The following is a 13929-nucleotide window of genomic DNA, read 5'->3' as shown; positions in this document are numbered from 1 at the left end:
GGAAGGAGAACGAGAACCGGTCAGGATGCCCGGTGGGTCAGGAAGATCAGGACGTTTCGGGAAGAAACATTCACATCAGGATGATGTGAGCAGGATGCGCGGTTTACGGACGACCAGGCCCTCGGGCGACAGGAAAAGTTGTCACGGACGAGCAGGGAGCACAAATTGTAGCTGGAATGCTGCGAAACGAACCGGGAGCACTGTTTATACAGTGCTCCCTTTTTTTGTTTCTGCGTCACGCAATGCTATGCTGCGCGCCGTTCAGTTTTTCAGTTGAGGTATTTATGACGCATCACGACAGCGTTCGTGCTCAGTTGCACGCTATTGAATCCCTGTTGCGCCACCACCAGCTGTGGCAAGAAATAGCGCCGCAGGCCGAGGCTTTCGAAAGCACGCAGCCATTTTGCCTGGATACGCTTGAGCCTTTCGAGTGGCTACAATGGGTACTGATTCCCCGCTTGCATGCCTTGCTGGACGGCGGTCATCCCCTTCCGCATGATTTTGCCGTTAGCCCCTATTATGAAATGGCGCTCGATACGTCCCACCCGCAACGGGAAGGGGTATTGATTGAGCTGCAGCGTCTGGACAAACTCTTTGCCGGAAATAACGTATGACCATTGAGATCCTGTATCAGGATGAATGGATCGTTGCCGTTAACAAACCGTCAGGCTGGCTAGTTCACCGCAGCTGGCTGGATCGCGATGAAAAAGTCGTGGTGATGCAAACCGTGCGCGACCAGATTGGTCAGCACGTTTTTACCGTGCATCGCCTCGACAGACCCACCTCCGGGGTTTTACTGATGGGGCTTTCCAGCGAAGCCGGACGTTTGTTGTCTCAGCAGTTTGAACAGCATCAAATTCAAAAGCGCTACCATGCCATCGTGCGCGGCTGGCTGATGGATGAAGCTACGCTTGATTATCCGCTGGTTGAAGAGCTGGATAAAATCGCTGACAAATTTACCCGCGAAAACAAAGATCCGCAGCCAGCCGTGACGGATTACCGTGGTCTTGCCACCGTTGAAATGCCCGTGGCGACAGGGAAATTCCCGACGACACGCTACGGACTTGTTGAGCTGGAACCCAAAACTGGACGTAAGCACCAGCTTCGTCGCCATCTTTCCCACCTGCGTCATCCGATTATTGGTGACAGCAAGCACGGTGATTTGCGCCAGAATCGCAGTGCGGCGGAGCACTTTGGTTGTGACCGGTTGATGCTGCACGCGAGCCAGCTCAGCCTGACGCACCCTTTTACCGGCGAACCGCTGGTGATTCGTGCGGGTCTGGACGATGTGTGGATGCAGGCGCTGTCACAGTTTGGCTGGACGGGACAACTCCCCGAAAATGAAAGGGTTGAGTTTGTTGCCAGCAACGTTCAGGATGAACAGCACGAGCAATAATTGAGGGCGTTAAGCATGGCTGAAGTCGGAATTTTTGTCGGCACGATGTACGGCAACTCGCTACTGGTGGCCGAAGAAGCCGAAGCGATCCTGGCCGGGATGGGCCATAAAGCGACGGTCTATGAAGAGCCCGATCTGGCCGACTGGGAAAAGTATAAAAACCAGTATGTGCTGGTGGTGACCTCAACAACTGGGCAGGGCGATCTGCCGGACAGCATCGTTCCGCTCTTCCAGGACATCAAACTTAAGCTGGGTTACCAGCCTGACGTTCGCTACGGCATCATCGCTCTGGGTGACAGCAGTTATAGCCATTTCTGCGGCGGCGGTAAGCAGTTTGATGCACTACTGCAGGAGCAAAGCGCTCAGCGCGTCGGCGATATGCTAATGATTGATGCGAGCGAGCATCCTGAGCCTGAAAGTGAATCAAACCCCTGGGTCGAAAACTGGGGCACGTTACTCAAATAATGGCTCGCCCTCCCGTCTGCGGAGGGCGTTATCCCCGCGTCAAGCGACCTGATTCACACTCTTCTGTTTCCTTCTCTCTCTTTATTCCCGTATCTGCGTTTTCGTGAAGTCCCTTCCATTTCGTTGTGCTTATGCCTCAAACAACCTCAAACACGCCCGTCAATGTTGTGTCGTTGCACGGTGAGAGGGGCGAGAGTTCGTACATATACTTTCCTCGTCAGTTACCAAAAAGGCAGTTAGACACAATAAAACGGCACTGATATTTCAGGAAAGCCGTACCAAAACTGCAAAACACTAACCTCTCATTCTGATTACCCTACAGGTTGTGCCGTACAGAATGAACCTGGCGAAAGCTACGATTCAGGAGTGCAACAATGAGTACATTAAGCCACGCGGCGAGCAGCGCTGAGAAGCGCACCAATGCTCGCTACTGGATAGTGGTGATGCTGTTTATCGTCACGTCCTTCAACTATGGCGACCGCGCCACGCTGTCTATTGCCGGTTCCGAAATGGCAAAAGATATTGGTCTCGATGCGGTCGGTATGGGATATGTCTTCTCCGCATTTTCATGGGCCTACGTGATTGGCCAAATTCCCGGCGGCTGGCTGCTTGACCGCTTCGGCTCAAAACGCGTCTATTTCTGGTCCATCTTTATCTGGTCCCTGTTTACACTGCTGCAGGGTTTTGTTGATGTCTTCAACGGTTTCGGCATTATCGTTGCACTCTTCACCTTACGTTTCCTGGTGGGGCTGGCCGAAGCGCCGTCGTTCCCGGGCAACAGCCGTATCGTCGCCGCCTGGTTCCCGGCACAAGAAAGGGGCACGGCAGTCGCGATTTTTAACTCCGCACAGTATTTCGCGACGGTGATCTTCGCGCCGATCATGGGCTGGCTAACGCATGAAGTAGGCTGGTCACATGTGTTCTTCTTTATGGGCGGCCTTGGGATCATCATCAGCTTTGTCTGGCTTAAAGTTATCCACGAACCCAATCAACATCCTGGTGTGAACAAAAAAGAGCTGGAGTACATTGCCGAAGGTGGCGCGCTGATCAACATGGATCAGAAGAGCACCAAAGAAAAAGTACCGTTCAGCCAAAAATGGGGCCAGATCAAACAGCTTATCGGCTCGCGCATGATGATCGGTATCTACCTCGGCCAATACTGCATCAACGCTTTGACATACTTCTTTATTACCTGGTTCCCGGTGTATCTGGTGCAGGCACGCGGTATGTCGATTCTGAAAGCGGGCTTTATCGCCTCTGTTCCTGCGGTGTGCGGCTTTATCGGCGGCGTGCTGGGCGGGGTGATTTCAGACTGGCTGATGCGGCGTACCGGATCGCTCAACATTGCGCGTAAAACGCCGATTGTGTTGGGGATGCTGCTCTCCATGTCGATGGTGTTCTGTAACTACGTCAACGTGGAGTGGATGATTGTCGGCTTTATGGCGCTGGCGTTCTTCGGCAAAGGTATTGGTGCATTGGGGTGGGCGGTCATGGCGGATACGGCACCGAAAGAGATCAGCGGTCTCAGCGGCGGTCTGTTCAACATGTTCGGCAACATCTCTGGCATCGTCACGCCGATTGCGATCGGCTATATCGTCGGTACTACCGGGTCGTTTAATGGGGCGCTGATCTATGTTGGCGTACACGCTCTGGTCGCGGTCTTGAGCTATCTGGTACTGGTAGGCGATATCAAACGCGTTGAGCTAAAACCGGTCGCGGGGCGTGCATGATGAACACACAATCAAGTCCGATAATTACCGATATGCAGGTCATTCCGGTGGCCGGTTACGACAGTATGCTGCTCAATATTGGCGGCGCGCATAACGCGTATTTCACGCGCAATATCGTGGTGCTCACTGACAGCGCCGGGAATACTGGCGTAGGGGAGGCCCCCGGCGGTGAAGTGATTCTCCAGACGCTGCTTGATGCCATTCCGATGGTCATCGGTCAGGAAATTGCCCGCTTAAACAAAGTGGTTCAGCAGGTACATAAAGGCAATCAGGCCGCCGATTTTGATACGTTCGGCAAAGGCGCCTGGACGTTCGAACTGCGCGTCAATGCTGTCGCCGCGCTGGAAGCCGCGCTGCTGGATCTGCTCGGAAAAGCGCTGAATGTCCCGGTATGTGAATTGCTCGGTCCCGGGAAGCAGCGTGATGCGGTTACGGTGCTGGGGTATCTCTTCTACATTGGCGATCGGACCAAAACCGATCTCCCGTATCTGGAATACACCGCGGGCAATCATGACTGGTACCACTTGCGTCATCAGGAAGCATTGACCAGCGAGGCGGTGGTTCGTCTGGCAGAAGCCGCACAGGATCGCTATGGATTTAAAGACTTCAAGCTGAAGGGCGGCGTACTGCCGGGTGAGCAGGAGATCGACAGCGCACGCGCACTCAAAAAACGTTTCCCCGACGCGCGTATCACTGTCGATCCCAACGGGGCATGGCTGCTGGATGAAGCCATCTCACTGTGCAAAGGGCTGAACGACGTGCTGACCTACGCAGAAGATCCCTGTGGCGCGGAACAGGGCTTTTCAGGGCGCGAAGTCATGGCGGAATTCCGTCGCGCGACAGGATTGCCCGTAGCGACCAATATGATCGCCACCAACTGGCGTGAAATGGGTCACGCGGTGATGCTGAATTCAGTCGATATTCCGCTGGCCGATCCGCACTTCTGGACGCTTTCAGGCGCAGTGCGTGTCGCGCAACTCTGCGACGACTGGGGTCTGACCTGGGGTTGTCACTCCAATAATCATTTTGATATCTCACTGGCGATGTTCACGCACGTTGGGGCCGCTGCGCCGGGTACGCCGACGGCCATCGACACCCACTGGATTTGGCAGGAGGGCGACGCGCGCCTGACCAAAAATCCCCTTGAGATTAAAAATGGCAAAATCGCCGTACCGGATGCACCGGGATTAGGCGTTGACCTGGATTGGGATCAAATCCACAAGGCACATGCGCTGTACAAGACGCTGCCAGGCGGTGCGCGAAACGACGCAGGCCCGATGCAGTATCTTGTTCCCGGCTGGACATTTGACCGCAAACGCCCGGCGTTCGGTCGCCACTGATTAAAAGGATGAAATGATGAGCACTTTCTCTACCCCTGTTGTGACGTCAATGCAGATTGTCCCGGTCGCGGGGCACGACAGCATGCTGATGAATCTGAGCGGCGCGCATGCTCCGTTCTTTACCCGCAACATCGTCATCATCAAGGACAACTCAGGCCATACCGGCGTGGGTGAAATTCCGGGCGGCGAGAAGATCCGTCAAACTTTGGAGGACGCGATTCCATTAGTGGTGGGTAAAACGCTTGGCGAATACAAAAACCTCTTAAACGGAGTGCGTAACACCTTTGCCGATCGCGATGCGGGCGGCCGTGGGCTACAAACGTTTGACCTGCGTACTACGATTCATGTGGTGACGGGGATTGAAGCCGCGATGCTGGATCTGTTGGGGCAGCATCTCGGTGTTAACGTCGCCTCATTGTTGGGCGAAGGCCAGCAGCGGAGCGAAGTTGAAATGCTCGGCTATCTGTTCTTCGTGGGCGATCGCACACTGACACCACTGGAATACCAGAGCCAGCCGGACGAAAAATGTGACTGGTATCGTCTGCGTCACGACGAAGCCATGACGCCGGATGCGGTAGTACGGCTGGCAGAAGCCGCCTACGAAAAATATGGCTTTAACGATTTCAAACTGAAGGGCGGCGTTCTGGCGGGAGAGGAAGAGGCTGAGTCGATTGAAGCCCTGGCGAAGCGCTTCCCGCAGGCGCGCGTCACGCTCGATCCCAACGGTGCCTGGTCGCTCGATGAAGCGATCCGTATTGGCAAGCGGCTGAAAGGCGTGCTGGCCTACGCGGAAGATCCGTGCGGCGCTGAGCAAGGTTTTTCTGGTCGCGAAGTGATGGCTGAATTCCGCCGTGCGACGGGGCTGCCGACGGCGACAAATATGATTGCCACCGACTGGCGTCAGATGGGGCACACCCTCTCGCTGCAATCGGTCGATATTCCGCTGGCCGATCCGCATTTCTGGACCATGCAAGGTTCGGTGCGCGTGGCGCAAATGTGCCACGAGTTCGGTCTGACCTGGGGCTCGCACTCTAACAACCACTTTGATATTTCGCTGGCAATGTTTACCCACGTTGCGGCTGCCGCGCCGGGCAATATCACCGCTATCGACACCCACTGGATCTGGCAGGAGGGCAACCAACGCCTGACTAAACAGCCGTTCGAGATCAAAGGCGGAATGGTACAGGTGCCCACCACGCCAGGCTTAGGCGTTGAACTCGATATGGATCAGTTAATGAAAGCGCACGAGCTGTATCAGAAGCATGGCCTGGGCGCGCGTGATGATGCGATGGCGATGCAGTATTTAATCCCGGACTGGACCTTTAACAATAAGCGTCCTTGCATGTTGCGTTAGGTGTGAATGCCGGTTCCTGCGGGAGTCGGCATTTTTGCACTCTGCGCGGGTGTATGCTCAACGAAGTTAACAGGCGTAAGGATGGCTTATGAAAATTGTAATCGCACCGGACTCGTATAAGGAAAGTTTGAGTGCTCTTGAGGTGGCGACAGCGATCGAGCAGGGATTTAGCGAGATCTTTCCTTCGGCGCAGTACGTCAAATTACCGGTAGCCGACGGCGGCGAAGGCACGGTCGAAGCGATGGTGGCGGCTACGCAGGGCAAAATCATCAACGTCCAGGTCACTGGACCGTTGGGCGAAAACGTTGAAGGGTTCTACGGATTATCCGGGGACGAACAAAGCGCGTTTATCGAAATGGCGGCCGCGAGCGGCCTGGAACTTGTCGCCTCATCCTTACGTAATCCGCTCAAAACCACCTCCTGGGGCACGGGCGAGCTCATTCGTCATGCTCTGGATGCGGGGGTAAAACATATCATTATTGGCCTTGGTGGAAGTGCCACGAACGACGGCGGAGCCGGAATGGTGCAGGCGCTGGGGGCGAAATTGCTCAACGCCCAAGGCCATCAAATTGGACATGGCGGCGGCGAACTGGACACGCTGGTACGCATTGATCTCAACACGCTGGACACACGGTTGGCGGAGTGCTGCATTGAAGTGGCCTGCGATGTCACCAATCCGTTAACCGGTGATGAAGGCGCGTCAGCGGTGTTTGGCCCGCAAAAAGGGGCGACCCCGGAAATGGTCAGCAAGCTGGATCAGTCGCTGGCGCACTTTGCCCGAATCATCTCCCGCGATCTGGACAAAGACGTGCTCAACCTTGCGGGCGGCGGCGCAGCCGGTGGCATGGGCGCGGCGCTGTACGCGTTTTGCGGCGCGGAGTTACGCCAGGGGATTGAGATTGTCACCGACGCTTTGCATCTTGATAAGCACGTTGCGGATGCCGACTTAGTCATCACCGGCGAAGGGCGCATCGACAGCCAGACGATACATGGCAAAGTGCCGGTCGGCGTGGCGAAAGTCGCCAAACGTTACAACAAGCCGGTGATCGGTATTGCGGGGAGCTTGACGGCAGATGTTGGCGTAGTGCATGAGCACGGCATCGACGCGGTGTTCAGCGTGATTTATACCGTTTGCTCTCTGGAAGAGGCGTTAGAAAATGCCGCTGAAAACGTGCGCATGACGGCGAGAAATATCGCGGCGACGCTGCTGGTGGGAAAGGGGATGTAATATCCCCTGATTTTCTTATCCCAGCATTTTTCTCGCTTCGCGGGTGACGTTATCCATTTCATCCAACAATTCGAGAAATTCTGGCTCCAGCTCTGACTCAGGCGTACCGGAACGCAGCTGCTGCTCAAGTAACTGGCAAAGACTTTTCAGGCGTGGCACGCCGCTGTAGCTGCAACTGCCGTGCAGTTTATGAATGGCCTCCAGCAGGTCTTCCGGATTTTCACCAACCAGCTGTTCTTCCACTTTATTGCGGATTTCCGGCAGGAAGGCGATCAGCATTTGCAGCATCTCTCGAGCTAAGTCGGGTTTCCCCGCCGCCTGATGCAGCGCCAACTGCCAGTCGAGCGTGGTATTGGGATTAACGTTCATCTCCACGGGTTCTGATGGGGCAATGTTGGCTCCCCCCACGAGGCCGGGCTTATAGCGTAACAGCAGGCTGTGCAGCTTCTCTTCGTCGATCGGTTTCGCCAGATAATCATTCATTCCGGCACTCAACAGCTTCTCTTTTTGCCCCGCCATGGCATGAGCCGTCACTGCAATCACCGGAGTTTGCTGCTGATGCGGGAGCTGGCGAATCAACTCGCAGGCGCGAATGCCATCCATGTCCGGCATCTGAATATCCATCAGAATCAAATCGAATTGCATCTGTTTCGCATGTTCCACGGCCTGTGCGCCGCTAGTGCATAACTCAACGTGCTGCACCTGATCTTCAAGCAATACCCCGATGAGCTTCAGGTTTGCCGGATTGTCATCGACAGCCATAACGCTCATCGGCAGTTTGTGATCATCATGGGCCACGGGGAGCGCATGATGATTGATGCGGCAATATTCGGTCAGCGCGGGCAACAGACGTGTTGCGGTCAGCGGTTTTAACAGACAGGCAGCCGCTCCGTCATTTTTTAGCTCTTCCGCGTTCAGCTGCGCGTGGCAAGGCAGCGCCAGAAGCAGGTAATCGGTCATGGAAGCGGCTTTCGCCAGTCGCTCCTGCTGCATCGTCAGTTCGCCCGTAAAGGTGACCGGAATGCCCATCAGCAAAATGTCGTAATGATCGACCGCGAGGGCTGAGAACGTTGGGCTGTAAATGACCTCCAGCGGTGTAGTGCTGAGCACATCCAGCGTACTTTGGGCCGCTGCGGCATTCGGTTCGACATAGGCCAGACGCATGCCGCGCAGGCAGTTCGTCACTGGGCCATCGGTCACCACGTTGGGATTCAGGTCGAGACTGATATGGAACCAGAACGTCGAGCCGCGATTGGGCTGGCTGTGGAAGGAGATATCCCCACCCATCTCTTTAAGCAGTTTTTGGGTAATCACCAGACCCAATCCCGTCCCACCGTGGCGACGGGAAATACTGGCATCCGCCTGGCGGAAAGCCTGGAACAGTCGCGACTGATCGCGTTCAGGGATCCCAATGCCGGTATCGCGGATCTGCACCTCAATCTGCACTTTGTTATTGCTGATCGCGCGTTTTTCGACCAGAACGTCAATGTTTCCGTTTTCGGTAAATTTAATCGCGTTCCCCACCAGATTAGTGATCACCTGCTGAAGGCGCAGCGGATCGCCAATGACATTGTCCGGCACATCATTTTTGATGTTCAGCGTCAGCTCAAGACCTTTGTCGTGCGAGGAGTGCGCGAGTAAGGTCACAATTTCATCCAGGGTGCTACGCAGCGGGAAGGGAATGCTTTCGAGGATCAGTTTGCCCGCTTCCAGTTTGGAGAAATCAAGCACGTCGTTAATGATCGCCAGCAGATTATTGGCCGAGCGTTCAATGGTATGCAGATGATCGCGTTGGGTGGGATTGAGCTCAGATTTAAGCGTCAGGCGCGTAAAGCCAATCACTCCGTTCAGCGGCGTGCGCAGCTCGTGGGACATATTGGCGAGGAATTCTGACTTAATACGGGCGGCTTCCTGGGCGCGTTTTTTCGCTAAATCCAGCTCGACGTTCTGTATCTCCATTTGCTCAAGGGTTTCGCGCAGATCCGAGGTGGCCTGATCGACGTTATGCTGCATCTCTTCGTGATAGGCCGCCAGCGACATCGCCATCGAGTTAATGCCATTTTTCAGCATATCCAGCTCGCCGAGCATAAATCCTTCGACACGACTGTCGAGTTGCCCACGGCGGATGCGGTCAACGGTATTCACCATATTACGAATGGGACTGGTGACGTCGCGCATTAAACGCCAGCCGAAAATGAGCGCAATCCCGATACAAAACAGCATCATCACGCTGGAGATAAATATTTCTTTGTACTGCTGGAGCCGCACTGACTTGAGATCCAACTCCAGCGCCACATATCCCAACATATTCTTACTGGCCTTGGCGTCTGATACGGCTGATTCATCCGGCGAATAGCTCTCCGATAAAATCGGTGTACGCAGAATCATAATATCGCCACGCCTTATCACGGTCAGTTGACGCGGGAAGGGCATGCCCTCGGCGATTTTCAGCTCGCTGGGATCGAGATGAAAATTAGAGGTGACGAACAGACGATTATTTTCGTCATACACGGAAATCGCCCGCACGATCTCTGAATGACGGCGATGCAGCACGCTGATGAGCTGCCCGAGAGAATCACGGTTTTGCAGATTCATGCCGTACTCACTCGACACCGCCAGCGGTTCGATGATGCTGGCTCCCGCATCTTCCAGTTGACGCTGCAAGTCATTGTAACGGTGCACAACAAAGAAGATGCTCAACAGCAAACCGATCAGGACGGTCGGGGCGAGAATCAAAATCATCATGCGCGCGCGCAGGCTGTAGTTGGTCATGGCGTTCCGTTATGGGACAATTAGGGTCATTATGTTTATTTGAGAAAATTCTCGGCGATGGCGCAATTCTACTCTGCAAAGCGACGCGTGACGACGCGTCAGATCATAACTGTTGAAGCCACAGACCTGGACCCGTTTGGTCAGGGCGTTGCGCGTCATAACGGCAAAGCGTTGTTTATTTCTGGATTATTACCGAATGAACGCGCCGAAGTCACCCTGACGGAAGACAAAAGCAAGTATTCGCGCGGTCAGGTAAAACGTCGCCTTAATGATAGCCCTGAACGCGTTACGCCACGCTGCCCGCATTTTGGCGTGTGCGGTGGCTGCCAGCAGCAACATGCAAGCGTTGCGCTACAACAGAGCAGCAAAAGCACTGCGTTGGCGCGTCTGATGAAGCATGACGTTAATGAGATTATCTCCGGGCAGCCCTGGGGATATCGCCGCCGGGCGCGTCTAAGCCTGAGCTATGAACCAAAAACGCAGAAACTGGCGATGGGTTTTCGCAAAGCGGCCTCGAATGACATCGTGGATGTGAAGCAGTGCCCCGTTTTGGTGCCCCATCTTGAAGCATTGCTCCCGCATTTGCGCAACTGCCTTTCCGATTTGCAGGGCGTGCGTGCGCTTGGACATGTTGAACTGGTCCTTGCTGATAATGGGCCACTGATGGTGCTGCGCCACACTGCGCCACTTTCCGCTCAGGATCGCGAAAAACTGGAACGCTTTTCGCATTCTCATGAACTGACGCTTTTTCTCGCGCCGCAAAGCGAGATACTTGAGCGCGTCTCAGGTGACGCGCCTTGGTATCTTTCTGACGGACTACGCTTAACGTTCAGTCCGCGAGATTTTATTCAGGTGAACGACGGTGTTAACCAGCAGATGGTTGCGAAAGCGATTGAGTGGCTTGATGTTCAGCCTGATGATCGGGTACTCGACCTGTTTTGCGGCATGGGGAATTTTACGCTGCCACTGGCGCAACGCGCGGCAAGCGTAGTCGGTGTAGAAGGCGTCAATGCGCTGGTCGAAAAAGGGCAGCAAAACGCGCGTCATAACACGTTGGAAAATGTGACATTTTTTCACGAAAACCTCGAAGAGGATGTCACTCAACAACCCTGGGCGAAGCACGGTTTCGACAAAATTTTGCTCGATCCCGCACGCGCAGGTGCGTCTGGCGTAATGCAGCATATAATTAAACTCGCGCCAAAACGCGTGGTCTATGTTTCCTGTAACCCAGCGACATTGGCGCGGGACAGCGAGGCATTATTAAGTGCGGGTTACCAGATTCAGCGTCTGGCAATGCTGGATATGTTCCCGCACACTGGGCACCTGGAATCTATGGTGTTGTTTCAGCTCTAGTGATTAGTTTCGGCTTGTCGAATTCGACAGGCCCTTGTCCCTAAAGGAGAGGACGATGGTTGCGGTAAGAAGTGCACATCTCAACAAAGCTGGTGAGTTTGACCCACAAAAATGGATCGCAAGTCTGGGGATTTCCAGCCAGCAGTCGTGTGAACGCTTAACCGAAACCTGGGCCTATTGTCTGCGCACGACGCAGGGCCATGCTGATGCTGATTTGCTGTTATGGCGCGGCATCGAGATGGTCGAAATCCTCTCCATGTTGAACATGGATATCGAAACGCTGCAGGCCGCATTGCTGTTCCCCCTTGCGGATGCCGACGTGGTCAGCGAGGACGTGCTGCGTGAGAGCGTAGGGAAATCCGTTGTTGAATTAATACATGGCGTGCGGGATATGGCCGCCATTCGTCAGCTTAAGGCGGCTCACACGGATTCGGTCTCTTCCGAACAGGTTGATAACGTTCGCCGCATGCTGCTGGCGATGGTGGATGATTTCCGCTGTGTCGTCATTAAGCTGGCCGAACGCGTTGCCCATCTGCGTGAAGTGAAAGATGCGCCTGAAGATGAGCGCGTCCTGGCGGCAAAAGAGTGCACCAATATCTATGCACCTCTCGCTAACCGTTTAGGCATCGGACAGCTGAAATGGGAGCTTGAGGATTACTGCTTCCGCTATCTGCACCCTGCGGAATACAAACGCATTGCCAAACTGCTGCACGAACGCCGTATCGATCGCGAGCACTATATTGACGAGTTCGTCGGCGGATTACGTCAGGCAATGAAAGAAGAAAACGTGCGCGCAGAGGTATATGGCCGACCGAAACACATCTACAGTATCTGGCGCAAAATGCAGAAAAAGCATCTTGCCTTTGATGAGCTGTTTGATGTGCGTGCGGTGCGTATCGTCGCCGATCGTTTGCAGGACTGCTACGCCGCGCTGGGGATAGTGCATACTCACTTCCGTCATTTACCGGATGAGTTTGACGATTATGTCGCCAATCCAAAGCCGAACGGCTATCAGTCCATTCACACTGTTGTGCTGGGGCCTGGCGGCAAAACGGTTGAAATTCAGATTCGTACCAAACAGATGCATGAAGACGCCGAACTGGGCGTCGCGGCACACTGGAAATACAAAGAAGGTCCGTCCACCGGAACGCGTACCGGCCATGAAGATCGTATTGCCTGGCTACGTAAGCTTATCGCCTGGCAAGAAGAGATGGCCGATTCGGGCGAATTGCTCGACGAAGTGCGCAGCCAGGTCTTCGACGACCGGGTGTATGTCTTTACGCCAAAAGGGGACGTTGTTGACCTGCCGACAGGTTCAACGCCGCTCGATTTTGCTTACCACATCCACAGCGATGTGGGGCATCGCTGCATCGGCGCGAAGATTGGCGGCCGTATCGTGCCGTTTACTTATCAGCTCCAGATGGGTGATCAGATAGAAATCATCACCCAGAAACAGCCGAATCCAAGCCGCGACTGGCTGAACCCGAACCTGGGTTATGTCACCACCAGCCGTGGCCGTTCCAAAATCCATGCCTGGTTCCGCAAACAAGATCGCGACAAAAATATCATCGCGGGTCGCCAGATCCTGGACGATGAGCTGGAACATTTAGGCATCAACCTGAAAGAAGCGGAAAAACACCTGCTGCCGCGCTACAACTTCAACGAAATGGATGAGCTGTTGGCGGCCATTGGCGGGGGCGATATTCGTCTCAACCAGATGGTGAATTTCCTGCAGTCGACGTTCAATAAGCCGAGCGCGGCTGAACAGGATGCGGCTGCGCTGAAACAGCTTCAGCAGAAGACCTACACGCCGCCACATCGCAGTAAAGACAATGGCCGCGTGGTGGTTGAGGGCGTCGGCAACCTGATGCACCATATTGCCCGCTGCTGCCAGCCGATTCCCGGCGATGAGATTGTCGGCTTTATTACTCAGGGTCGGGGGATCTCGATTCACCGTTCGGACTGTGACCAGTTGGCTGAGCTGCAATCTCATGCGCCAGAACGCATCGTGGATGCGGTGTGGGGCGAAAGCTATTCCGCGGGTTACTCGCTGGTGGTGCGCGTCACCGCCAATGACCGTAGCGGTTTGCTGCGTGACATCACCACAATTCTTGCCAACGAGAAGGTCAACGTACTGGGCGTGGCCAGCCGCAGCGACACGCGCGAGCAGCTCGCCACCATCGATATGACAATCGAAATCTACAACCTGCAGGTGCTGGGCCGCGTGCTGGGCAAACTGAATCAGGTGCCTGATGTGATTGACGCCCGTCGTCTGCACGGCGGTTAATCCT

10 protein-coding genes are annotated in these 13929 nt (G+C 54.8%); 9 read left to right on the top strand and 1 reads right to left on the bottom strand.

The window, feature by feature from the left end; genetic code table 11:
* Positions 1–284: 284 nt before the first annotated feature.
* From I6L74_RS03810 to I6L74_RS03780, 7 genes are all read left to right on the top strand, one after another.
* Positions 285–614 carry a YqcC family protein gene (locus I6L74_RS03810; protein ID WP_059178030.1) on the top strand — a complete coding sequence of 110 codons (330 nt, stop codon included), beginning with the start codon at positions 285–287 and terminating at the stop codon, positions 612–614.
* Entirely contained in the window at positions 611–1396 is a 786-nt protein-coding gene (gene truC / locus I6L74_RS03805; protein ID WP_059177660.1) for a tRNA pseudouridine(65) synthase TruC, read from the top strand. Before I6L74_RS03810 ends, truC begins: the two co-directional genes overlap by 4 nt.
* Before the next feature lie 15 nt (positions 1397–1411).
* Positions 1412–1861: a flavodoxin gene (locus I6L74_RS03800; RefSeq protein ID WP_059177661.1), complete on the top strand. Its 450-nt coding sequence runs from the start codon at positions 1412–1414 to the stop codon at positions 1859–1861.
* A 374-nt stretch (positions 1862–2235) separates the two neighbouring features.
* Complete coding sequence (gene gudP / locus I6L74_RS03795; RefSeq protein WP_059177662.1) at positions 2236–3591, top strand: galactarate/glucarate/glycerate transporter GudP; 1356 nt, start codon at positions 2236–2238, stop codon at positions 3589–3591.
* Complete coding sequence (locus tag I6L74_RS03790) at positions 3591–4931, top strand: enolase C-terminal domain-like protein (RefSeq protein ID WP_059178031.1); 1341 nt, start codon at positions 3591–3593, stop codon at positions 4929–4931. Before gudP ends, I6L74_RS03790 begins: the two co-directional genes overlap by 1 nt.
* A 13-nt stretch (positions 4932–4944) precedes the next feature.
* Positions 4945–6285, top strand: a complete 1341-nt coding sequence (gene gudD / locus I6L74_RS03785) for a glucarate dehydratase (RefSeq protein WP_059177663.1) — start codon at positions 4945–4947, stop codon at positions 6283–6285.
* Positions 6286–6373: 88 nt separating this feature from the next.
* On the top strand, positions 6374–7513 hold the full coding sequence (locus I6L74_RS03780) for a glycerate kinase (protein WP_059177664.1): 1140 nt from the start codon (positions 6374–6376) through the stop codon (positions 7511–7513).
* Positions 7514–7528: 15 nt separating this feature from the next.
* Here I6L74_RS03780 and barA read toward each other — a convergent pair whose 3' ends face one another.
* Positions 7529–10285 carry a two-component sensor histidine kinase BarA gene (gene barA / locus I6L74_RS03775; protein WP_059177665.1) on the bottom strand — a complete coding sequence of 919 codons (2757 nt, stop codon included), beginning with the start codon at positions 10283–10285 and terminating at the stop codon, positions 7529–7531.
* A gap of 57 nt (positions 10286–10342) precedes the next feature.
* On the opposite strand from barA, the gene rlmD reads away from it, so the two are divergent.
* Both rlmD and relA read left to right on the top strand, forming a co-directional pair.
* Entirely contained in the window at positions 10343–11638 is a 1296-nt protein-coding gene (rlmD, locus tag I6L74_RS03770; protein ID WP_059177666.1) for a 23S rRNA (uracil(1939)-C(5))-methyltransferase RlmD, read from the top strand.
* A 55-nt stretch (positions 11639–11693) separates the two neighbouring features.
* Positions 11694–13925 carry a GTP diphosphokinase gene (gene relA / locus I6L74_RS03765; protein WP_059177667.1) on the top strand — a complete coding sequence of 744 codons (2232 nt, stop codon included), beginning with the start codon at positions 11694–11696 and terminating at the stop codon, positions 13923–13925.
* The last annotated feature ends 4 nt before the right edge of the window (positions 13926–13929 follow it).

Origin of the sequence: Lelliottia amnigena, assembly GCF_019047465.1 — a bacterium.
In the GTDB taxonomy this organism is placed as follows: Bacteria; Pseudomonadota; Gammaproteobacteria; order Enterobacterales; family Enterobacteriaceae; genus Enterobacter; species Enterobacter amnigenus.
Note: the sequence above shows the minus strand (reverse complement) of the source record. Positions and strands in the feature narration are given on the sequence as shown.

Coding starts and splice junctions, on each gene's coding strand:
- I6L74_RS03810 (WP_059178030.1), top strand. CDS start 285: ATGACGCATCACGACAGCGTTCGTGCTCAGTTGCACGCTATTGAATCC.
- truC (WP_059177660.1), top strand. CDS start 611: ATGACCATTGAGATCCTGTATCAGGATGAATGGATCGTTGCCGTTAAC.
- I6L74_RS03800 (WP_059177661.1), top strand. CDS start 1,412: ATGGCTGAAGTCGGAATTTTTGTCGGCACGATGTACGGCAACTCGCTA.
- gudP (WP_059177662.1), top strand. CDS start 2,236: ATGAGTACATTAAGCCACGCGGCGAGCAGCGCTGAGAAGCGCACCAAT.
- I6L74_RS03790 (WP_059178031.1), top strand. CDS start 3,591: ATGAACACACAATCAAGTCCGATAATTACCGATATGCAGGTCATTCCG.
- gudD (WP_059177663.1), top strand. CDS start 4,945: ATGATGAGCACTTTCTCTACCCCTGTTGTGACGTCAATGCAGATTGTC.
- I6L74_RS03780 (WP_059177664.1), top strand. CDS start 6,374: ATGAAAATTGTAATCGCACCGGACTCGTATAAGGAAAGTTTGAGTGCT.
- barA (WP_059177665.1), bottom strand. CDS start 10,285: ATGACCAACTACAGCCTGCGCGCGCGCATGATGATTTTGATTCTCGCC.
- rlmD (WP_059177666.1), top strand. CDS start 10,343: ATGGCGCAATTCTACTCTGCAAAGCGACGCGTGACGACGCGTCAGATC.
- relA (WP_059177667.1), top strand. CDS start 11,694: ATGGTTGCGGTAAGAAGTGCACATCTCAACAAAGCTGGTGAGTTTGAC.